Here is a 21,915-nt window from a genome sequence, read left to right as displayed (position 1 = left end):
CTCTTGTGAACAGGCCGGGCGTTACGGTGGTCATTCCCTGCTACAACTACGGCCGGTACTTGCCGGAGGCTGTAAACAGTGCCCTGTCGCAGGAGAAGGTGGACGTGGACGTCATCGTGGTCGATGACGCGTCCACGGATGGCAGCGCCGCGATTGCGTGGGGGCTTGCGTCGGCGGATCCGCGGATTTCGGTGGTTCATCATGGGCGGAACCAGGGTCATATTGCCACCTACAATGACGGGCTTTCACGGGCCAAGGGCAGGTACGTGACGTTGCTCTCTGCCGATGACGTGATCGCTCCCGGCGCGCTGGGCCGTGCTGTGGCCTTGATGGAGGCTCATCCGAGGGTGGGGATGGTTTATGGGTTGCCGAAGGACTTCGTGGATCAGCCTCCGCCAGTTGCCCTGGGCGGGCGCTCCACGTGGACGGTGTGGGAGGGCAGCCGGTGGATCGCGCTTGCTTGTGCCCGTGGACGTAACTTCATTCTTTCCCCTGAGGTTGTGATGCGGACCGAGACGGTTTTGAGCGTTGGTGCTTACAGTGCTTCGCTGCCGCATTCGGGGGATTTGGAGTATTGGTTGCGTGCGGCTGCTTCCTGGGATGTCGGGCGGATCAACGGGCCTGTGCAGGCTTTCTACCGGGTTCATGGGAACAACATGCACCAAATTGAGTTCGCTGCGGCGGCGGTGGACCTCCAGCATCGGCTGGAGGCTTTCCGTGTTCTTGAAGACGCCCGGTTTCCCATTACCCCTGAAAAGCGGGTGCGTCAGTTGCGGCGGGCCAAGGGTGCGCTCAGCAAGGAAGCCTCGCATCTGGGGGCGAGGGAAGTCATCCGTGGCGGCTCGTTGGAGACGGCCGTTGAATTGCGCAAGTTCATTGAGTGCTTGCAGGATGTCCCCGGGAACGTCCATAGGGCGAATGCGCTGCAGGCCCGGATCACCCGGGTCTCACGTGGCGGCAGGCCTGGGCCGGCACAGTCTGCCGCCGAGTATGTGCGGAGCCAGCTTGAGCGCGTCCGCTGGCGTTTGTGGGCCATGACAGGAATTTCATGACGACGGCCAGCGGCGGGACTACTTTGGGTGCGCGGTCCGCGAGCGCCACACTCTGGGGCGGGGTGAACATGGCCCTGGGCAGAGTGGTGCAGTTTGCCACCACCATCATCGTGGCCAGGCTCATCGCTCCGGAGCACTTCGGTGCGCTTGCCGTAGCTATTGTGGTGCAGACCATTGCCACGAACATGGCTGAGCTGGGTGCTACGGCAGCCTTGGCCAGGGGCAATGGGGATCCGAACCGGATCGCTCCGACTGTTTTCACCATTTCTTTGGTGACCAGTGCAGTGATGACTGCAGGAGCTTTTGCCTTGGCTCCGGCCTTGGCCGCGGCCTTTGACGACCCCGCTGCTACTCCCGTGATCCAGGTGCTCTCTTTGACCATCCTGCTCCAAGGTATTGGTGCCGTTCCGTCCACTATGGTGTGGCGTGAGTTCCTGCAGAAGCCGCGTGTGGTGGTTGACCTGTGTGGCCTGGTGACAGTGCTGGTATTGGTGGTTCCCATGGCCCTGGATGGCTGGGGTGCCATGGCTTTGGCGTGGTCCAGAGTCGGAGGGCAACTTGTTGTCATGGTGGGGTATTGGATCATCACCCCCGCGAGGTACGCTCCCGGGTTTGACCGTGGCGTGGCAGCGGAGATCTTGAAGCTTGGGATGCCACTCGCCATGGCCAACCTGGTGGTGTTTGTGACGCTGAACGTGGATTATCTTCTGATCGGCCGGATGATGGATCCGGCCGCGTTGGGTCTCTACCTTCTGGCCTTCAACCTGGCCGGTCTTCCGAGTTCGGTGATTACCGCGGTCATCCGGGCAACGGCCGTGCCTACGTTTGGCAGGCTCTTCGCTGAAGGCACCCTGGGGGAGTTGGCGGGCCGGTTTGTGACCGGAGTCTGCTATTGCGCGTTCCCTATTTCGGCGATGGTCATTGCACTTGCACAACCTCTGATTGTCACTGCCTACGGGCAGGCTTGGGCGCCGGCAGGCATCGCGCTGGCCACCCTTGGGGTTTTTGGAGCCACCCGCATTCTTGTGGAACTCTTTGCCGATCTGAGCGTGGGCGCCGGCAAGACGGTGTGGCTCTTCTGGGTTCAAGTGGCCTGGCTTGTTGCCCTGACACCCGCCCTGTATTTCGGTATCCGGTGGTGGGGGATCGCCGGAGCCGGTGTAGCCCATGCCGTGGTGGCCTCTTTGGTGGTCATTCCGCTCTATGTAAGGGCGTTGACCTCGGTGCTGCATATCAGTTCCTGGAATCTGCTCAAGGGCAGTCTCAGGTCGCTGATTGGCGCGGCTTTGGCCGGAATGGCGGCGTGGTGGGGCACTCACTGGATGGACCAGCCCTGGGCTGCCCTGGGCGCCGGCCTCCTGCTGGGAGCGGCCGTGTACGGCCTGGTGACTTTCCGTCAGGGAAAGGAACTGGTCGCAGAAGTCCGGATCCTGGTGAAGCCACACCATCCTGCCTTGCAGCAGCCGGCCGGGGAAGGTGCACTATGAACAGCGGCGCGGTTGCGGAACTGGCGGTTGTCACGCCGAGCTATCTGCCTGATCTGGACCTCTGTGGGGACCTGAACCGTTCGGTGATGGAGCTGACAGCCAGGGAGGTGACGCATCACATCATTGTCCCGGCAAAGGATCTTCCAGCCTTCAGGCATCTGGCCAGTGCCCGCACGCAGATTCATGACGTCCGGGAGTTCTTGCCCCGCTCGTTCTTCAAGGCCCCTGGCGTCAACGTTTGGGTCAACGCTGCGAGGCCATGGCCGCCTGTCCGGGGGTGGATCACCCAGCAGGTGGTCAAACTGGCCATCGTTGCCCGTTTGGATGTCCAAGGTGCACTGTTGCTGGACTCGGACAGTGTCCTCGTCAGGCCGGTGACTCTGGATAGTTTCCGCATCAACGGCCGGATCGGCATGTACCGCCTCCCGGCAGGAGTGGACCAGTCCCTTCCCGGCCACCGTTTGTGGCATGGCTCGGCGCGTGAGCTCCTTGGCCTTGCCCCGCCGCCGGAGGGGGATTTGGCTGATTACATTTGCTGGCCCTGCCTCTGGGAACCTGCGGTAGTGCGTGGCCTCATTGACCACATTGAGGAAACCACGGGGATGCGCTGGACCACGGCAGTGGCCAGGCAGTTGCGCTTCTCCGAAATGATGCTCTACGGGGTCTACGTCGATGAAGTCCTGGGTGGGAAGGACGCCACCTTCACTGAGATGCATGGGATTGTGCATAGCGACGAGGTTGCCTTGGACCTGCCCCAGGTAAGGGAGCTGCTGAATTCCGCTACGGGCAACAAACTGCTGGTGATGCTGTCCGCTAAATCCGGCATTTCCCTGGCAACCCGGCGTCAGGCAATCCAGGAATTCCTGGATCAACTCAGTGACGCCAGCAGGACGGCCGAGCAATGATCATCTCCCAGGCCACGGTGCGGCACATCAGTCAAAGGATCCAGCAGGATGGCTGGGCTTCCGCGGGCCGCCAGGCAACGCGAAAGGTTGCGCGCCTGCTGCTGGACAAATGGGCCTTGGCCGAACCTGAGCTGCCTCTGCGCCCCGGGGATATTGTTGATTCCGCCCAGGAAATCCGTGGCTACAACGCGGACCCGGCAACAGGACCGCTGAGCATCGGATGGGTGTGTGCACCCCCCGGCCCGGGTTCGGGAGGGCACACCACCTTGTTTCGCATGGTCCGTGCCATGGAAACCCGAGGGCACCACTGCACCTTGTTTCTCTATGACCGCAACTCCGATGATCCTTCACGACACGAGGAAACCATCAGGCGGTACTGGCCGGCCCTGAACGCTGATGTGCGAAGCGCCACTCGCGGGCTGGACGGGGTGGACGCCATCGTCGCGAGTTCATGGGCATCGGCCCACGTTATCGCTGCGCGGGCACCACGCAGTGTCCATCCTTTCTATTTCATCCAGGACTACGAACCCTATTTTTATCCGCGGGGGGCCCTCTACGCTTTGGCGGAGGACAGCTACCGCTTCGGATTCACCAACATTGCCTTAGGCGCGATGATTGCAGAGGTCATGCGGTTCGAGCTGGGACAAGCACCTGAAGCTGTTGTTCCTTATGGCTGTGATACGACCACCTACCATCTAATCCGCGGAGACAAGCAGACCCCGCGATCGGGAGTGGTCTATTACGCCAAGAAGACCGTGGACCGCAGGGGCTACCTCTTAGCAAAAATGGCCCTGGAACTGTTCCACGAAAAGTGTCCCGAACAAGAGATCCACGTCTACGGTGACGTGGTCACGGGGTGGCAGGTCCCGGTCATCAACCACGGAAACCTCCCGCCCAAGCAACTCAACAGCTTGTACAACCAAACCATTGCAGGGCTGGCGATCTCTTTCACCAACATCTCCTTGGTGCCGGGAGAATTGCTCGCCTCCGGCAACGTCCCGGTCCTCAACCAGGCGCCCTTCGCCTCAGGCCTCCTCACAGACCCGGACGCTGTCTGGGCTCCATCAACTCCGGGCGGTCTCGCCGCCGCCCTCACCGCAGTGGTCAGGGCACCGAATATCAACCTCCGCGCGGCCACCATAGCCAACAGGAAACGGTTGGATTGGGACGCCTCCGGGGAGGCATTCGCTGATGTGCTCCACTCCACCTGTGCCGGTGCACGCAGGGGGGTCAGACAACCGTGAAAACACTCAGGGCGAAAACGCTGATCCTGCGGCCCCACACTGAGATCCATACCCTCGACTTGGAGATCCAGCCCGCCAAGGGGACCACAGTCAGCCTCCTGGTCAGGTTTGCTGCCTTCAGTATTTTCTTCTTCCCCGCCAACATGGTCCTGAAGCCGCTCGGGGCAATCGGCACCGTCCCCTTAATGCTTGCCCTCCTGCTTCTGGGGCTTTGGCTTTGCTCCGTACTGTTCGGCCTGCACCATCCCCTTGCGGCAAGGCACCCGGGCCGGTTGGGAATCGGTCTGTTGTGGTTGGGAACCTGTGCCTCCTACGTTGCAATGTTCTCCGGCCTTACCGGGAACACCAGCATCGCTTCCCAAGCCTCAGCCGACCGTTGGCTCGTCCTCATCCTGGCCAGCGCCGGAATCGTCCTCTCTGTGGGAGAAGCCCTCCGGACACTTAACGACGCCATGGGTTTGGTGCGTGCGCTTCTTGCAGGAGCCCTGTTCTGCTGCCTCGTAGCCATGGTCCAGTTCGTCCTGCGCATCAATCCAATGCTGTGGATACAGGAAATCATGGTGGGGTTCACCGACAACGGCGGTGAGACTGCCTTCCAAGTCCGTGGCCTCCTCACACGTGTCGCTGGCAGCACCTTCCATTCCATAGAGCTGGCAGTGGTGTGCTCCATGCTGCTCCCACTGTCCATATGGCGCGGAATCTATGACACGACCGGCCGGAAATGGATCCATTGGGCAGGGACCGCGCTACTGGTCTTTGCCATCGCCTCCACGGTCTCCCGCTCCGGGGTACTGGGGCTGGTGGTGTGCATGGTGGTCTTTACTCCCTTCCTGCCCAAAGCTGCACGCCGTTGGGCCCTGGTCATGGCGCCCACAGCGCTCGCAGCCCTTTTCCTCACAGTTCCGGGCTTGATCGGAACCCTTACCTCGCAATTCACTGCCGGAAGCAGCGACCTCTCGGTCAGTACGCGGACCAACAACTATCCCCGGGTGGCCCGCCTCTTTGGCGAGCTTCCCTTCCTCGGCCTGGGTCCGGGCAACTACCGGCCAACAGATGCCCTGCAGATCCTGGATAACCAGTACCTGAACTCCTTGGTGACCTTGGGCCTCGTCGGGCTCCTGGGGATCATCGCCTACCTGACGCTGCCAGCCGTCTCGGCCCTGCTCGCAGCCCGAGCCTCCCGCATACCCGCCCTGCGTGCCCTCGCCGGCGCTCTTGCCGCCTCAGGGGCAGTAGCAGCCGCCTGTTCGCTGACGTTCGATTCCATGTCCTTCCCCGTCTTCGCCTTGTTGTACCCCTTCATTGTTGGTTTGTCCGGGGGGATCTGGATCATGGTCCGCCGGGAACTGGAACTCCGGCCAGCAGACGAAGCCGTCCACAACACCAGCAGTCCCCATCAGTCCGGAAACAACCACAAACCCACAAGCCCTGGAATGGAGGGAACGCAATGGACCCGCTCGCAGTAATCAAGGCACTCTGGCACCACAAGTTGGTGGTCCTGCCGGTCCTGATCCTGACGGCATTCGCCGCCGTCTACGTTTATTCGTTCGCTCCGAGGTCATATGAGGCCCGGGCAACCTACGCGATCGTCAATCCCAAGCTACCCAGCGCCAGCGACTTGGAGCGCGACCCCCAACTCCTGGACCTGAACTCAGACAACCCCTACCTCCGGTCCTCGGACTCATCCCTGATCGCACAGGTAGTGGCTACACGGCTGAAGGATGATTCCACTGGTGATGCTTTGCTCAGGCAATCGCTAAGCACCGATTACTCCGTGGAACGTCCACCAAACTCCTTCCTCATAGATGTCTCCGCTGTTTCAGAGAACAAGGAGACCGCCACCGCTACAGTGCGCGCCCTGGGCACAAGAATGGAAGAGGACCTCCGCCAAATCCAAGTGGTCAACGGGGCAGCGGATCGTTTCCTCTTCACCTCACTGATGGTGACATCACCCGATAACGCCACCGAGCTGTTCTCCAGCAGGTTGCGCTCACTGATCGTGGTGGTGGTTGGAGGCCTGGTCCTGACCTTCGGTGCCGTCTCCGCCGCACGGGCCCTGGAGACAGCCCGGAACAAATCCCGCCCGGACGGCCGCCCCCAACGGGAGAACCGCAAGGCACGGCGGGGGACCACCGAAGACTCGGTCAAGAAGGAGCAGCCCACAGTCAGCCTCGAAGGGCTCGAAGGATTGGCCGTAAGCCCCCTCCCTCACAACGAGACCATCAATGAATCACCGGCAAGAAACACCGAGCGGGACGAAGGAAAGCCTCGCGGAGTTCTGGATGCCAAACGCTACCCGGGAATGAAGAGCCCCGTGGGTAAATGATGAAAACCCGGACAGCACTGGCCGGCGCAGCGGTGGTGGTGGGAATCCTTGGCGCTGCCGCCGCCGCAGCCAGCGGCATAGTGCCCATGACAGGACCCACAGCCACGGCTCCTGCATCTGCGGCACCACCGTCCACTGCACCAAGCCCAGCCGGAGTCACCCTGCGCCCTGTGGACGGCGGCCCCGCCTACTACTCCCGGTTTACCGGGGGACTGCCAACAGACCCGGCGTTCTTCCCCCTTGGCGTCTGGCTCGAAAGCGTGGTGGACCGCAGCAACGTCACACTCGACGCCGAAGCCGGACTGAACACCTATGTTGAACTCACCGCCGATTCCGACGTTCAACTAGCCCGCGACTCCGGCATGTACGCCATCCCGGCTTTTCCCCACGCAGCAGCATCCGGATTCGTCCTCAGCGACGAAGTGGACATGTGGGCCGGCCCTGGAAATGCAGCCTGGTCCGGAAAATACCCCGGAGAGGGACCCATCTGCTCGGCAGAGAACACAGAGTGCGGCTACACCATTCAAAAAGAACGCCGTGCGGCAGCCACCCCCGGAGCCATGCTCTACGCCAACTACGGAAAGGGCGTCGCCTTCTGGGAATCCGACGAAGAAGCCCTGGGTTTTTTCAACCAAACCCAGGATCTGGTCTCCGCCGATACCTACTGGTTCACCGACCCCTACATTTGCGCCCGGACCGAAGGTGGAGCAGTCATCGGCTACACCCGCGACCTCACACCAGAAGAGTGCAGGCTCGCAGCCAACTACGGCTGGACGGTGGAAAGGATCAGGAAACTGAACAAAGCTGCCTCACCCGTCTGGGCCTTCGTTGAGGTCGGACACCCCTTTCAAGACGCGCCGGAGGCCGCCACCATCACAGGGCCGCAAATCCGTGCAGCCGTCTGGAGCAGCCTCATCCACGGCGCCCGTGGAGTCATCTACTTCAATCACAGCTTCGGCGGACAGTGCCCAACCCAGCATGTCCTGCGCGACTGCAAAGGCGACATCCGGCAAACCGTCACAGACCTGAACAAACACCTCAAAGACCTCGCCCCCGTCCTCAACGCCCCCTTCCTCGACGGCGCCACCACAGTCACCGGAGCTGTGGACGTCGCCACCAAACTCCACAACGGCAAGGTCTACGTCTTCGCGGGAGCAAACAAGAACACCGGCGGAACGGTGACCTTCACCGTGAAATGCGGCGGCAGCACCGCCGTCGTCATCAACGAAAACCGGACCGTTCCGATAGTTGACGGAACCTTCACCGACACCTTCGCCGACGGCAACGCAGTCCATCTGTACAGCATCGACGGCGGAACCAGCTGCGGCCACTGACTACCGGCTGCTATCGTCCCGCTCCCAAGCGGTAACCGCCTTGCGGCCCAACAGCGGACGACGACGGCCCACACCAGCGAACGCGATGTAGACAACGGCATCAAAGACACTCAACGGCCCCCTGACCGAGGCAAGCAACTGCCGTGCGGTCCCCGCCGTAGAGGCACCACCGGACACGCGATCCTGCTCGGCATTCCCCCGATAGGTACGCCTCAACACGGACAAAAGCGCCGAACACGTCCGGGGCGTCCGCACCACCACGGGCTCTGTAGGCAGCACCGCCTTCTCATGGGCAGAGAACAGCCGATCCACGTAGTAGTCATCACCGGTAAGCGCAGGAAACGTCCCCAACCGCTGGTGGCCTGAAAAACTCAGCGCATAAGCACCAGCACCCCACAGCCCCTCGGAGTTGCCCGGTATACGGGAACGGGCGCGGTAGTACGCCCGCACCCAAGCCGAAGCACCCTGGGTGTCATAGCGAAAAGCCGGACGGGCAGCCAGCAAAGTCTCGCCTTCCAAAGCAACAAAAACCGCACGAAGCGCAGGGGCACTGACTTCAATATCAGCATCCAGGTAAAGACGCGGCCAGCGGTGCGTCGCCTGGTCGGCAGCGTTCAACGCCGCAGTCTTGGACGCCTCCGGCACGTGAAGCACCAGAACTCCCCGGTACCGGGACGCAATGGCCTCCGTGCCATCCATGCACCCATTACAGGCCACCACCACATCAACCGTGCCCCACCCGATTACCTCCCGCAGGGCCTCAAGCGTCCTGCTGATAACACCGGCCTCATTATGTGCCGGGATGATCACTGCACCGGAAGGATGGGACGCTGTCATGACATGACTGCCGGGGTTGTCCGCGTCGCATGGGGGAGCGCCTCCCAACGACGCTGGCTAAGAACCGCCAAGGCCGCATCCCGATGCCCGGGCTTATTCAGCCGGGCCACCTCGGCAGCCAGAACAGCACCACGGAAAGCAAGCGCCCGCCCACGCCCCAGATACTTCACCGCATACCGTACCCGGTTGACCGACATCAAAGCCGCCAACTGCGGCGAGGCCCCCGAGCCCCCACGTTCGTGCCACATCCGGGCAGCGGGTTCAAACCAGATGGAAAAACCCGCATCCCTCACCCGATGGCAATAGTCCGTCTCCTCCGAATACAAAAAGAACTGCTCATCCCAAGCACCCACCACCCTCGCTGCCGCAGCACTAATCAGCAAAGCCGCACCCGTAGCCCAATCAACCCGATGCCCGTGCAAATAGCTCTCCGGGTCAAAGTCCATCTCCGACAACCACCCGGGCCTGCCCTTTACATGACTACCCAAAGCCGCGTCTCCCAGCGCTCGCAGTACGGCCGGCTCGCGGCGCAATGACGGGTAGATGCTGCCGTCGTCGTCCAACAGGACCGGTACCACCACACCGGCGCCCTGGTGGGTCATGCGCTTGAGCATGGCGGCCACCGCACCAGGTTCCACACGCAGGTCCGGGTTCAGGATGAGATAGCTTCCGGCTTCCCCTGCCACGGCCATCGCGGCATTGATTCCGCCGGCATAGCCGAGGTTTCCTCCGGTTCGCACCGCCGTGATGTCAGGGTGATGTGCGAGTTCCAGCACGGTGCTATCGTCCGGGGAATTGTCCGCCACCACCACTTTGATCGAAACACCGGCCGCTTCCTTGCGCAGGCTTGCCACCAGCGGCCCGACGTCCTCAGCGTTGTTGTAGGTGACAACCACGACGGCGACGTCGGCCACTTCGGTGACTGGAACAAACAATCCCGGAACCCGGCTGGGCTCGGGTTCCGGGACGGCGGATGCAGTGGTGAAAACCCGACTGCTTGGCTCGATGTCGCAGCTGCTCGAGGTCCGCAACTTCACGTACGCCTCCGGCCCCTCCACCAGATAGCGCCGCGCCAACCGGCGTGGCTCCAGCATGAGGCGCCATGCCCATTCGAGGCTATGCGAACTGGCCCATTGGGGAGCGCGCCGGACATTCCCCGCGAGGAAATCCACCACAGCACCGAACGCCAGCAGAACCTTGGCGCCGGTCAGGTGACCGTACTCGGCTATCCACAATTCCTGGCGCGGTTTTCCCAAACCCACCACCAGAACGTCAGGGGATGCCTCGCGTATCTCCCCGGCGAGCTTCCGGGAAGCTGCGGCATCGCCCAGAGTGGACCTGTCAGGTGCCCACCATCCCACCACCGTCAGCTCAGGCCGCTCTGTCTCCAATTTCCCGGCAATCAGTTTCTGAGTCTCCTCAGACCCACCCAGGAAACCGAGTCGCAACCCCCGGGCCGCTGCGGCGGTCAGGAAGGGGTGTATGAGATCGCTTCCGGCAAGCCGGGGCCACGTTTTGGATGTGAGGCGCCGGGCCTCGGTGGCCAAGGGTGCGCCGTCGATCAGGGTCAACCATTCAACGGGCGCCGGCTGGTCCAAAGTGCCAATCCAGCGGCTTCCGGCTCCAAAATGCCGGACGTGGTCCAGATTTGCGGAGCAAACGCCCAAAGGTGGCCCACCGGTGGAGCTGGCACGAGCAAAAATTTCCCGAAGTGCGCCGTCAGCCTCCATAAGCCTCACCGGGACTCCGCCCAGATTCACCCAGGGCGTCTCAGGCTTCGGCACGTCGGATGGGGCCACACTGTGGTGCCGCTTACTTTGGAGTTTGCCGACGGCGGTGCCGCGTCGGGGGTAAAAGTGGGGGACTGCCCTGTGGAGGAGATCTCCCACGGGCATAATCTTCGGTAGCAGCATTCTCGGCTCCAACTCAAGGCATCACCATGTGGCCGACGATCCAAGGCTGCTGCACTGCCTGGATCGTCGGTGGCGGACCTGTGCCGCCGCGTCAACATGTTCATTTGAGTTGTCTCCCGGCCTCCTGCAAGAGGCTGCCGTACGGCTACTTTAGGACGTTTCGCCGGACTCCGCTAGAGCTCCAAGCCCCTGAGGTATTCAGCCAGGCGCTGGCTTGCCGCGGGTGGATCAAATCCGGTGGCCCGGATTCCCGACAAATCCAGGACACTGCTGCGCGGCCTCGGAGCAGTGTTGGGTTTGGAGTAGTCAGCGGTGTTGATGGGTCGCACCAGGTTTGGATCTGCGCCCAGAAGCCGGTAGACGTCACAGGCGATCTCGTACCAGGACTGTGGCTTCCCGCTATTGCTGAGGTTGTACGTCCCGTAGGGAGCTTCGCTGAGGAGCAGATGACGGATGCCCAAGGCGAGGTCGGACGCGAAGCTCAGCCGACCCCATTGGTCATCCACCACCGATGGCGAAGCGCCCTTCGCCGCCAACGATGCCATGGTGCGAACAAAGTTCCGTCCCCCGCCCACCACCCAACTGGTCCTGATGATGTAGTGCCTTGGCACAGTGGCCGCCGCGAGATCGCCGGCGGCCTTGCTCTGGCCGTAAACGCCCAGGGGAGCGGGAACCTCATCTTCGAAGTGAACCTCCGCTGTGCCGTCGAACACGTAGTCGCTGGAGAGGTGGACCAGAGTCAGTGAATGTTCTACCGCAGCACGTGCCATACGGGAAACGGCCACTGCGTTGATGCTCCACGCGGCCGCACGTCCCTCCGGTGTTTCGGCGGCGTCTACCGCAGTGAACGCTGCTGCGTTGATGATCGTGGAGTAATCCCGCCAGTTCACCGCCGTATACGAGTCTTCGGCGGTGATATCGAATTGTGCGCGGCCGGCGAACTCCACGGTCGGGTCGCCCACGAAGGCCTGCCGCAGGGTAGTTCCCAACTGGCCGTCCGCGCCGAGGACCAGCGTGCGCCTCGCCGGCATGGGAACAACTTCCGCCCATCGGGGATGCTTCCCATCCTGTGCCGAAACAATGGAGTTCTCCAAGGGGATGGGCCACGGAATGGCTGCGTGCTCATCTGCAAGGTTCAGGAACGTGTAGTCCTTCTGTGCCTCCGCGGTCCAATGGTCGTTGACCAGGTAGGTGTACGCGGTGTCATCCTCCAGTGTTTGGAAAGCATTACCCACACCACGCGGGACGAAGACTGCCTCGCCCGGGGTCAGCTCCGCGGTGAATGCCGTCCCGAATGTTGGACCCTCGCGCAGGTCCACCCAGGCCCCGAAGATCCGTCCCGAGGCCAGCGAAATGAACTTGTCCCATGGCTCTGCATGGATTCCGCGAGCCGTTCCGCGCACTGCGTTGAAGGAAATGTTGTTCTGCACCGGGCCGAAGTCCGGAAGTCCGGAAGCCCGCATCTTGTCACGGTGCCAGTTCTCTTTGAACCAGCCTCTGCCATCCCCGTGAACAGGAAGCTCAAACAGCAACAGGCCAGGGATGGGTGTGGTTCTCGAACGTAGCTGACGTCCCTGTTCCACGCTTTAGTGCCCCTGACCGGCGTATTTGGACTCCGTGGCCGCTTTCTGCGGCCTCCACCACTGTTCGTTGTCCCTGTACCACTGGACCGTGTCAGCCAGTCCGGCGTCGAAGTCTGAATACCGGGGAGCCCACCCGAGCTCGCGTCGGAGTTTGCTGGAATCGATGGCGTACCGGAGATCATGACCTGGCCTGTCCGTCACCAGGTCATAGGCGTCGCGGGGTTGGCCGGCGAGTGAAAGCAGCATCTCCACCACCTCCCGGTTGTTCCGTTCACCGTCTGCACCGATCAAATAGGTTTCGCCTACGCCGCCACCCTCCAGGATGGCAAACACTGCGGAGGAATGGTCTTCCACATGGATCCAGTCACGAACATTCCGCCCGTTTCCGTAAAGGTGGGGTCGGTTCCCGTCCAGGATGTTGGTGATCTGCCGCGGAATGAATTTCTCCACGTGCTGGTAAGGGCCATAGTTGTTGGAGCAGTTGCTGATGGTCGCCTTAAGGCCAAATGATCTAACCCACGCGCGGACCAACATATCCGAGCCGGCTTTCGTTGCCGAATAGGGACTCGTTGGCCGGTAAACGGAGTTCTCCGTAAACCGGTGGGGGTCGTCCAGAGCCAAGTCGCCATAGACCTCGTCGGTGGAAATGTGATGGAAGCGCGTGCCGTGCCTTCGGGCCGCTTCGATCAAGGTGAACGTTCCCAAAAGATTTGTGTCCAAAAAGGGGCGGGGATCCTGCAGCGAATTGTCGTTGTGTGACTCTGCTGCGAAATGCACCACCGCTTGAACTGATTCCGTCAGCCCGTCAACCAGCCCGGCATCGCAAATGTCACCCTTGACAAAAGTGAAGCGCTCCGGCGGCAGCCCGGAGAGGGATTCGATGTTTCCGGCATAAGTCAGTTTGTCCAACACCGTGACATGGAGGCCAGTGTGCTCCATGATGTAGTGGACAAAGTTGCATCCGATGAATCCGGCCCCGCCGGTGACAAGGATTCTCTGCATGGCCCTAGAGTAACCGCCCACGGCAATACTGGGCACAGGTGAGGACGGCAGGTTTGCGAGGAATTGTTCTTGCAGGTGGAACGGGTTCAAGGCTTCACCCCATCACGCTCGGAATCAGCAAACAGCTGGTTCCGGTGTTTGACAAGCCAATGATTTATTACCCCCTGTGCACCCTGATGCTGGCGGGAATCCGAGACATTCTGATCATCACCACCCCCGGAGATGCCGCGCAGTTCCAGCGGCTCCTCGGAGATGGTTCACAGTTCGGCATCAACCTCAGCTATGCAGAGCAGCCGACGCCGGACGGGCTTGCCCAGGCTTTCATCCTGGGCGAGGACCACATCGGAACCGGCAACGTGGCGCTGATCCTGGGTGACAACATTTTCAACGGACCCGGCATGGGCAACCAGCTCCGGCACTATACCGACGTCGACGGCGGTGCAATCTTCGGCTATTGGGTTAAAGATCCGTCCGCCTATGGGGTGGTGGAATTCGACGATCACGGAATGGCTGTTTCCATCGAAGAAAAGCCCGCAGTCCCTAAAAGCAACTATGCCGTTCCAGGTCTTTATTTCTATGACAACAACGTGGTTGCCATGGCGAAGGACCTTCAGCCCTCTCCCAGGGGGGAACTGGAAATCACGGATATCAATAGGCAATACATGGAACTTGGCCGCTTGCATGTTCAGAAATTTCCGCGGGGCACCGCGTGGCTGGACACCGGTACTTTCAGTGACCTCAACGATGCCTCAAACTACGTCCGTACCACGGAGAACCGGCAGGGTTTGAAGATTGGTGCACCCGAGGAAGTGGCTTGGCGCATGGGCTACTTAAGCGACGATGAGCTCCGCCAGCAGGCTGCCAAGTTCGCCAAAAGTGGCTATGGAAACTATTTATTGGACATTCTGGACCGCCAATAGGCGGAACTAAACAGCTGAGACGTCTTCGAGGGCGCGGGCAATCTCAGCGGGTAGAACCGTCAATTGCGCGTCCATCAGTTCCTTGAGCTGAACAGCGTTTCTTGGGCCCACGATGGTGGTCGCAACACCTGGCCGGGAGAGCAGCCAGCTGAGGGAAACGTCCATCGGGGTCCTGCCCAGTCCGCGGGCTGCCATCGCCACGGCTTCCACTACCCTGGAGGCCCGCGACTCGAGATACGGCTCTACGTAACCAGCCAACCGGCTTTGGGCGGCACGGGAATCAGCAGGAATCTGTCCACGGTATTTACCGCTGAGCACGCCTCGGCCCAGCGGCGCCCAGGCCATCAGCCCCAGTCCTCCGTCTTCCACCGCAGGAATGAGTTCTTCCTCGGCTTTGCGCTGAACGAGTGAGTATTCGGACTGGTTTGCCACGAGAGTGAAGCCGGCCACTGCCGCTGCCTTGGCTGTCTGCCAGCCGTTGTAATTGGAGATCCCCACGTAGCGTGCACGCCCGCTTCGCTGGGCGAGCTCCAAGGCAGAGAGAGTTTCATCCAAAGGCACATTCGGATCCCACTCGTGAGCGAACCAGATATCGATGTAGTCGGTGCCAAGCCTGGCAAGGCTCGCATCAAGGGCGGACAGCATCGCGCCGCGGGATGCGTTGACACTTCGCCTGGAGTCCGACGACGACACGCCGGCTTTGGTGGAAATCACAATCTCGGAACGGGCCACCACATCACCCAGCATGGATCCCAACATTGCTTCTGCGCGGCCTTGCGCATAGGACGCTGCCGTGTCCACCACTGTGCCGCCGCCGGCAACGAACCCGTGGAGCAGTTCAGCAGCGTCCTGTTCGTCGGTCTCCTGGGCCCAGGACATGGTTCCAAGGGACAATGAGGACACACGGAATCCACTGTTTCCGACATAACGCTGCTGCATAGCAGTTAGCTTACGGGGAGTTAGAGGACTTCATGACGTAGGGTCTATTCACGTGAACTGGATAGAAGCAGCCTTGCTGGGCCTGGTGCAGGGCCTCACCGAATTCCTCCCGATTTCCTCGAGCGCACACCTGCGGATCGTCGGCTCATTCCTGCCGGGTGCCGCTGACCCCGGCGCTGCCTTCACGGCCATTACGCAGCTGGGAACTGAAACCGCTGTGATTGTCTACTTCTGGCGCGACATCGTAAGGATCGTCCGGGCTTGGTTCGGCTCCCTTACAGGCAAGGTGGAGCGCAACAATCCAGATGCCCGCATGGGTTGGCTGGTCATCCTTGGCAGCCTGCCGATCATCGTGCTCGGTCTGTTGTTCCAAGACCAGATCGAGTCAGTGCTGCGCAGCATGTGGATCGTTGCCACCATGCTGATCGTGTTCGGCATGATCCTTGCTGTTGCCGACGCCATTGGCCGGCAGGAGAGGGATCTCACCCAATTGACCTACAAGCACGGCATCCTTTATGGCTTCGCCCAGGCCATGGCCTTGATTCCTGGCGTGTCACGTTCCGGCGGCACCATAACGGCCGGCCTGCTCATGGGCTACACCCGTGAGGCCGCTGCCCGGTACTCGTTCCTTTTGGCCATTCCGGCCGTGTTTGGCAGCGGGCTCTACCAGCTCTACAAGACGGTTTCCAACGACGGCTTGTCCGGCCCGTACGGCCTTCCGGAGACCGCGTTGGCTACGGTCATTGCCTTTGTGGTGGGTTACGTCATTATTGGCTGGTTCCTCAAGTTCGTCTCCACCCGTAGCTACCGGCTGTTCGTTTGGTACCGGATCCTCCTTGGCCTGGCTTTGTATGTCCTGCTCGGTTTCGGTGTGATCAGCGCCTAGCACTAAGGTTAAGTCGTGAAAACGTGGACCTCCCGCCCTGTACCTGAGCTGCCCGGCAGCCTGCCGCAACTACGGCTGTATGACACAGCCCTCGGCCGTGTGGTGGACATTGAGAAACAGCCGGAGCAGTCGATGTATGTCTGCGGCATCACCCCGTATGACGCGACGCATATGGGACATGCAGCCAGTTACGTGGCTTTCGATCTCCTGAACCGGGTCTGGCGCGACGCAGGTATCCGGGTGTCTTACGTCCAGAACGTGACGGACGTCGATGATCCGCTCCTGGAGCGGGCCACGGCCACCGGTGTGGACTGGCGGGAACTGGCGCAGAGTCAGATCGACCTGTTTCAGACAGACATGGACGCGCTCAACGTCCTGGCGCCAAATCACTACATCGGCGCAGTCGAGGCAATTCCGGACATCGTCCCCGCCATTGAACGCCTCATTGCCGACGGCGTTGCCTACCGCGTTCAAGGAGGCGATGGCGAGCCGGACGGCGACGTCTATTACGACGTCGAAATGGCCGGCAAACGCTCCGACGCCACCGATGCCTGGACCCTGGGCGACGTATCCGGGCTTGGCGAAACCGAAATGCTTGCACTCTTCGCGGAACGTGGCGGTGATCCCGCCAGGCCGGGCAAACGCAATGCCCTTGACCCCCTGCTTTGGCGTGTTGCCCGTGACGGCGAGCCCAACTGGCCCGGAGCGACCCTCGGCGATGGACGGCCAGGCTGGCACATCGAGTGTACGGTCATCGCTCAGAAGTACCTGCCAGCGCCCTTCACGGTCCAGGGCGGAGGATCGGACCTCATTTTCCCGCACCACGAAATGGGAGCCGGTCACGCGTACTCCCTTTCCGGCGTCCCCCTGGCACGCCACTACGCCCACGCTGGCATGGTGGGCCTGGACGGGGAAAAGATGAGCAAATCCAAGGGCAACCTGGTTCTGGTCTCCAAGCTCCGGGCGGCCGGTGAGGACCCTGCAGCCATCCGCCTTGCCATCCTCGCCAACCACTACCGTTCAGACTGGTCGTGGACCGATGAGGAGTTCGCCGCAGCCAAGGACCGCCTTGCACGGTGGCGTGAAGCGATCGATCACGCACCGGCCGGTTCGGCGGGGCCATTGGTGGCCGCCGTGCGTAACGAGCTGTCCAACGACCTCAACGCTCCCGGAGCCATCGCCGTCGTCGACCACTGGGCAGAAGAAGCGATTCGCTCCGCCGAGGACAACTCAGCGCAGGATGCCGCGCTTGTTACTGACGCAATCGATGCTTTGCTCGGGGTTGAACTCTGAGAAACACCCAAGGAAACGGCAACGGCCCTGACGTCATGTCAGGGCCGTTGCTCGTTGGGGGGATCGCTCGCTTAGGGACGCTCTTTGCCGCGCCGTTTCAAATACCGTTCGAATTCACGGGCAATGGACTCACCTGACGCCTCCGGCAGGTCAGCCGTGTCCTTCGCTTCTTCCAGTTGCCGTACATAGGCGGCAATCTCAGGGTCCTCTGTTGCGAGCTCGTCCACTCCACGTTCCCAGGCCTCAGATTCTTCAGCCAATGCCAGGCTGTCCAAAGGAACCTGCAAGAGGTCCTCGATCCTGTGGAGGATGGCCAGCTGCGCCTTGGGGGAGGGCGGCTGCGCAACGTAATGCGGAACCGCAGCCCACAATGACACCGTCGGAAGCCCTGCCAGCAACGCGAACTCTGCGAGCACGCCCACAATGCCTACCGGCCCTTCATACTGTGAAGCCTCCAAATTCAGGCGCTCCCGCAAGGAACTGTCCTCGGTGGTGGTGCTCACCGGAATAGGCCGGCTGTGCGGAACGTCGGCAAGAAGAGCTCCCAGCAAAATCACAGAGTCCACTTTGAGCGCTTCAGCATGAACCAGCAGTTCGGTGGTGTAGGCGCGCCACCGGTAGGACGGCTCGGTACCGAGGACCAGCAACACATCCACATTGCTGTCAGGAACTTCGGCCTTGTAAATCCGTGTTGAAGGCCATTTCACCTTTCGGGCGCCCGAGGACGTACGCCGCACGGTGGGGCGAGTGAACTGGAAGTCGTAATACTCCTCGGCGTCAACGGTGGCAACCTTCTTGCCGTCCCAGAGCTTGTTCAAGTAGTGCAGCGCATCGCTGGCGGCCTCGCCGGCGTCGTTCCAGCCCTCAAACGCGGCGAGCATTACGGTGACACGCTGGCCGTCCGCGGGTTCCTTGAGGAAACGCTCGGGCTCCGCGGTGATGTCCTGCCCTTCGGGGGTCCCGTCCACACTGTTCATCCACTCACCCTACGTCCAAGACCCTGATGGATGCATGGCATTTCACGCCGAAGCGTGTCCGCGATTCGCCCACAGCGCAACCCGCGGACGGCCGCCCGTCAGGTTCCACGTAGACTGGAAACCATGCATTCCTCACCCAGCCAGCCCCTCCTCAAAGCCGTGCTCTGGGATATGGATGGCACACTCGTGGACACCGAACCCTATTGGATCGCGGCCGAGCGGGAGCTGGTGGAGTCCCATGGCGGAACCTGGTCCCACCATCAGGCCATGCAACTGGTGGGGCAGTCCTTGCTGCACTCCGCTGCAGTCCTCCAAGCCGCCGGCGTCAGGCTTGAGGCCCGTGAAATCGTTGACACCTTGAGTGCACAGGTGATCGCGCAGGTCCGCAAAGAGGTCCCGTGGCGTCCCGGCGCCCGCGAACTGCTGGATCAGCTCCACGAGGCAGGAATTCGCTGCGCCTTGGTAACCATGTCCGAAGGCCCACTGGCCGGCGTGGTGGTGGAGAGCCTTCCAAAGCCCTACTTCGAGTTCATGGTCACCGGCGATACCGTCACCCACGGAAAACCACACCCTGAGGCGTACCTGACGGCAGTGGAACGGCTCAGGCTGGAAGACCCCTCTGTGAGCATCCACCACTGCGTCGCCCTTGAGGATTCCATCCCTGGTGCCACGGCGGCCATTGCATCGGGCGTGATCACTGTGGGCATTCCCCATCAGGTGCCCCTTCCGGAACACCCCCAAATGATCATGTGGCCTACGCTGGTTGGCCGTGCCGCACCCGATCTGCAGCAGCTGGTGGCTGACCGTTTTGCCGCAGCGAACCTGCTTGAAGGGGCCAACTAGGTGACCAACCCCTCCACACCGCATCACTCGCAAAGCAAAAAGCGGGACGGCATCCCCCTTGGGAAGATTGCCGGCATTCCGGTCTACCTGGCCTATTCGTGGTTCATTATCGCTGGCTTCACGGTCATCGTGTACGGCCCGGCGTTGCTGGTTCGGACACCCGGTCTCGGCATCGGAGCATACTTCGTTGCCTTGGCCTACGCCCTGCTGCTTGCCGTGTCTGTGCTGGTCCACGAATTGGCGCATGCGCTCAGTGCAAAGGCCTTCAACTGGCCTACGGAAAAAATCGTGCTTAACCTTTGGGGCGGCCACACTCAATTTGAGAGTTTCACGGCTTCACCGGGTCGCTCGGTAGTGGTCGCACTGGCCGGCCCTGCTTCTAATTTCGTCCTGGCCGGCGGGATGTGGGCCGTGCTTTCCACCGGCGCCCTCAGCGGTGTCCCGGACACCCTCGCGAACATCCTGATGTGGGCCAACCTCCTGATCGGTTTGTTCAACGTCCTTCCCGGCTTGCCCCTGGATGGCGGCCGCTTGGTGGAGTCCGCAGTGTGGAAAGCCACAGGCAGCCAGGACAAAGGCACCATCGCCGCTGGCTGGTCCGGCCGCATCATCGTCGCCGCATTGGTGATCTGGGTCATTGGCCTGCCGCTCCTCAACGGCACGCCCTTGGACATCAGCCTCACCCTCATCACCGTCCTCGTCTGTGGTTTCCTTTGGATGGGTGCTTCAAGTTCCATTCACCACGCGAAGCTGCGCAGCCGTCTTTACCTCGTGAGTGCCGCAGGCCTGGCTGATCGAGCAGTAGGCGTGCCGAACTCGGCCACTGTGGCTGACGTCCTGGACATTTCACCGGCCGGAAGTCCCGCCGTCGTGATTTGCGGTCCGGACGGCAAGCCCCAGGGAGTGGTGGACTTCGATGCAACGCGGGGTGTGCCCGCCGCAAACGCGACCACCACTCCAGTCACCGCCGTGGCGCATGCCTTGGCGGCCGGGGCTTACGTCCCGGAATGGTCCAAGGGGCAGGAATTGATCCAGTACTTGGCTCGGCTGGACGGCGGCGAATACGCTGTGGTTGACCACAACGGAATCGTCACCGGACTGCTTCGGCAGCAAGCAGTCGTGACTGCCATAACAGGTAAGGAAGCACGCAGGAGCGGGCGCTCCTGACTGCGTTGCCGGTAGAGTTACATGCCGGCGGTTACACAGAAGAGACCCATCAATTTTTTGGCGGCCACCAGCCGGTCACACATCGCGGCCCAGCCGTACAGGAGCGAGGAACACCACATGAGCAGCGAAACCGCCGCCCCCGCAGCAAGCACAGGCACTGACAAGCCAGCCATCGGCTCGGCTGTACAGCCGACGGGCGCTGCACGACGCCGCGGTCCTTTCCGTGTGGGCGAGCGGGTCCAGCTCACGGACGAGCGTGGGCGGATGAACACCATCACGCTGGAAGTGGGCGGCGCTTTCCACACCCACCGCGGTTTCCTGAACCATGATGAGATCATCGGCAAGGTGGATGGCTCGGTGGTCAGCAATAACGTTGGCCAGCAGTACCAGACGTTGCGTCCTTTGCTCTCTGACTTCGTTCTGTCCATGCCCCGTGGTGCGGCAGTGGTTTACCCCAAGGACGCCGCCCAGATTGTCACCATGGCGGACATCTTCCCCGGCGCGCGAGTTGTCGAAGCGGGCGTGGGTTCAGGCGCACTGTCGATTTCCCTGTTGCGTGCAGTCGGCGACGGCGGATACCTCCACTCGTTTGAGCGCCGCGAAGAATTTGCTGACATCGCCCGTGGAAACGTTGAGACCATCTTCGGCGGTCCCCATCCCGCATGGCAGATCTCCCTGGGCGATTTCCAGGACGAGGTGGTCAAGGCTGAAGCCCCGGGTTCCGTTGACCGGGTTGTCCTGGACATGCTCGCCCCGTGGGAGTGCCTGGACGCCGTGGCCACTGTCCTGGCTCCGGGCGGTGTCTGGATCAACTACGTGGCCACCGTCACGCAGCTGTCCCGCACCGCCGAGGCCATCCGAGCTGACGGCCGCTTCACCGAACCGGACGCCTGGGAATCGATGGTTCGTGGCTGGCACCTTGAGGGCTTGGCGGTCCGTCCGGACCACCGCATGGTGGCCCACACCGGTTTCCTCCTGGTTACCCGCCGTCTCGCTGACGGCGTCACCGGAATTTCCGTGAAGCGCCGCCCGTCCAAGACTGAATTCAGCGAAGAGGACCTCAACGCCTGGACCCCTGCAGCTGTGGGGGAACGCTCCGTGTCTGACAAGAAACTGCGACGTGCGGCGCGTGACGCAATCGCCGGGACCAACGTTCAGGATGACCCCTCAGTCACAAACTGACAAAGGTCACAATAGGGTTCGCATT

The 21,915-nt window shown here is 61.7% G+C and carries 19 protein-coding genes; 13 read left to right on the top strand and 6 right to left on the bottom strand.

The annotated features are described in order from the left end of the window. The first annotated feature begins 5 nt into the window (after nucleotides 1-5). Genes CQ020_RS10265 through CQ020_RS10235 form a run of 7 tightly spaced genes read left to right on the top strand, consistent with a single transcriptional unit; the run spans nucleotide 6 to nucleotide 8,348 of the window. Nucleotides 6-1,052: a glycosyltransferase family 2 protein gene (locus tag CQ020_RS10265; protein WP_181151835.1), complete on the top strand. Its 1,047-nt coding sequence runs from the start codon at nucleotides 6-8 to the stop codon at nucleotides 1,050-1,052. Next, nucleotides 1,049-2,539 carry an oligosaccharide flippase family protein gene (locus CQ020_RS10260; RefSeq protein WP_105691751.1) on the top strand — a complete coding sequence of 497 codons (1,491 nt, stop codon included), beginning with the start codon at nucleotides 1,049-1,051 and terminating at the stop codon, nucleotides 2,537-2,539. Before CQ020_RS10265 ends, CQ020_RS10260 begins: the two co-directional genes overlap by 4 nt. Then, nucleotides 2,536-3,444 (top strand): DUF6492 family protein, encoded by a 909-nt coding sequence (locus CQ020_RS10255; protein ID WP_219844503.1) that lies wholly within the window; start codon nucleotides 2,536-2,538, stop codon nucleotides 3,442-3,444. The genes CQ020_RS10260 and CQ020_RS10255 overlap by 4 nt, the downstream gene beginning before the upstream one ends. Next, complete coding sequence (locus CQ020_RS10250) at nucleotides 3,441-4,688, top strand: glycosyltransferase family 1 protein (RefSeq protein ID WP_105691750.1); 1,248 nt, start codon at nucleotides 3,441-3,443, stop codon at nucleotides 4,686-4,688. The genes CQ020_RS10255 and CQ020_RS10250 overlap by 4 nt, the downstream gene beginning before the upstream one ends. Continuing rightward, nucleotides 4,685-6,154 (top strand): O-antigen ligase, encoded by a 1,470-nt coding sequence (locus tag CQ020_RS10245; RefSeq protein WP_105691749.1) that lies wholly within the window; start codon nucleotides 4,685-4,687, stop codon nucleotides 6,152-6,154. Before CQ020_RS10250 ends, CQ020_RS10245 begins: the two co-directional genes overlap by 4 nt. After that, a complete protein-coding gene (locus CQ020_RS10240; RefSeq protein ID WP_105691748.1) occupies nucleotides 6,136-7,014 on the top strand; it encodes a chain-length determining protein in 879 nt (292 codons plus the stop codon). The genes CQ020_RS10245 and CQ020_RS10240 overlap by 19 nt, the downstream gene beginning before the upstream one ends. Beyond that, a complete protein-coding gene (locus CQ020_RS10235) occupies nucleotides 7,011-8,348 on the top strand; it encodes a hypothetical protein (RefSeq protein ID WP_258141815.1) in 1,338 nt (445 codons plus the stop codon). The genes CQ020_RS10240 and CQ020_RS10235 overlap by 4 nt, the downstream gene beginning before the upstream one ends. On the opposite strand, the gene CQ020_RS10230 is transcribed toward CQ020_RS10235, so the two are convergent. The 4 genes from CQ020_RS10230 to rfbB form a co-directional block, all read right to left on the bottom strand. Beyond that, nucleotides 8,349-9,185: a glycosyltransferase gene (locus CQ020_RS10230; RefSeq protein ID WP_105691747.1), complete on the bottom strand. Its 837-nt coding sequence runs from the start codon at nucleotides 9,183-9,185 to the stop codon at nucleotides 8,349-8,351. After that, nucleotides 9,182-11,080: a WecB/TagA/CpsF family glycosyltransferase gene (locus tag CQ020_RS10225; RefSeq protein ID WP_258141820.1), complete on the bottom strand. Its 1,899-nt coding sequence runs from the start codon at nucleotides 11,078-11,080 to the stop codon at nucleotides 9,182-9,184. Before CQ020_RS10225 ends, CQ020_RS10230 begins: the two co-directional genes overlap by 4 nt. 191 nt (nucleotides 11,081-11,271) lie before the next feature. Further along, the gene (locus tag CQ020_RS10220) at nucleotides 11,272-12,681 is read right to left on the bottom strand and encodes a sugar nucleotide-binding protein (RefSeq protein ID WP_105691745.1); all 1,410 of its coding nucleotides are present in this window, start codon (nucleotides 12,679-12,681) and stop codon (nucleotides 11,272-11,274) included. A 3-nt stretch (nucleotides 12,682-12,684) separates the two neighbouring features. Continuing rightward, the gene (gene rfbB / locus CQ020_RS10215; RefSeq protein ID WP_105691744.1) at nucleotides 12,685-13,683 is read right to left on the bottom strand and encodes a dTDP-glucose 4,6-dehydratase; all 999 of its coding nucleotides are present in this window, start codon (nucleotides 13,681-13,683) and stop codon (nucleotides 12,685-12,687) included. A 53-nt stretch (nucleotides 13,684-13,736) separates the two neighbouring features. On the opposite strand from rfbB, the gene rfbA reads away from it, so the two are divergent. Beyond that, a complete protein-coding gene (gene rfbA / locus CQ020_RS10210; RefSeq protein WP_105691743.1) occupies nucleotides 13,737-14,603 on the top strand; it encodes a glucose-1-phosphate thymidylyltransferase RfbA in 867 nt (288 codons plus the stop codon). A gap of 6 nt (nucleotides 14,604-14,609) precedes the next feature. Here the strand turns inward: rfbA and CQ020_RS10205 are convergent, their stop codons facing one another. Continuing rightward, nucleotides 14,610-15,542 (bottom strand): aldo/keto reductase, encoded by a 933-nt coding sequence (locus CQ020_RS10205; RefSeq protein ID WP_105691742.1) that lies wholly within the window; start codon nucleotides 15,540-15,542, stop codon nucleotides 14,610-14,612. A 52-nt stretch (nucleotides 15,543-15,594) separates the two neighbouring features. Here CQ020_RS10205 and CQ020_RS10200 point away from each other — a divergent pair, with 52 nt between their 5' ends. Both CQ020_RS10200 and mshC read left to right on the top strand, forming a co-directional pair. Then, on the top strand, nucleotides 15,595-16,428 hold the full coding sequence (locus CQ020_RS10200; protein ID WP_105691741.1) for an undecaprenyl-diphosphate phosphatase: 834 nt from the start codon (nucleotides 15,595-15,597) through the stop codon (nucleotides 16,426-16,428). 15 nt (nucleotides 16,429-16,443) lie between these two features. After that, the gene (gene mshC, locus CQ020_RS10195) at nucleotides 16,444-17,721 is read left to right on the top strand and encodes a cysteine--1-D-myo-inosityl 2-amino-2-deoxy-alpha-D-glucopyranoside ligase (protein ID WP_105691740.1); all 1,278 of its coding nucleotides are present in this window, start codon (nucleotides 16,444-16,446) and stop codon (nucleotides 17,719-17,721) included. 71 nt (nucleotides 17,722-17,792) lie between these two features. Here mshC and CQ020_RS10190 read toward each other — a convergent pair whose 3' ends face one another. Beyond that, complete coding sequence (locus CQ020_RS10190; RefSeq protein WP_105691739.1) at nucleotides 17,793-18,698, bottom strand: PAC2 family protein; 906 nt, start codon at nucleotides 18,696-18,698, stop codon at nucleotides 17,793-17,795. Between the two features lie 30 nt (nucleotides 18,699-18,728). Here CQ020_RS10190 and CQ020_RS10185 point away from each other — a divergent pair, with 30 nt between their 5' ends. The 3 genes from CQ020_RS10185 to CQ020_RS10175 all read left to right on the top strand — a co-directional run bounded on the left by CQ020_RS10185 (nucleotide 18,729) and on the right by CQ020_RS10175 (nucleotide 21,890). Beyond that, nucleotides 18,729-19,541, top strand: coding sequence for an HAD family phosphatase (locus CQ020_RS10185; RefSeq protein ID WP_105691738.1), 813 nt, complete (start codon nucleotides 18,729-18,731; stop codon nucleotides 19,539-19,541). Continuing rightward, entirely contained in the window at nucleotides 19,542-20,708 is a 1,167-nt protein-coding gene (locus tag CQ020_RS10180) for a site-2 protease family protein (protein WP_105691737.1), read from the top strand. 117 nt (nucleotides 20,709-20,825) lie between these two features. Next, nucleotides 20,826-21,890: a tRNA (adenine-N1)-methyltransferase gene (locus CQ020_RS10175; RefSeq protein ID WP_105691736.1), complete on the top strand. Its 1,065-nt coding sequence runs from the start codon at nucleotides 20,826-20,828 to the stop codon at nucleotides 21,888-21,890. Nucleotides 21,891-21,915 lie beyond the last annotated feature (25 nt).

Source organism: Arthrobacter sp. MYb23 (assembly GCF_002979775.1).
Classification (GTDB): domain Bacteria; phylum Actinomycetota; class Actinomycetes; order Actinomycetales; family Micrococcaceae; genus Arthrobacter.
Note: the sequence above shows the minus strand (reverse complement) of the source record. Positions and strands in the feature narration are given on the sequence as shown.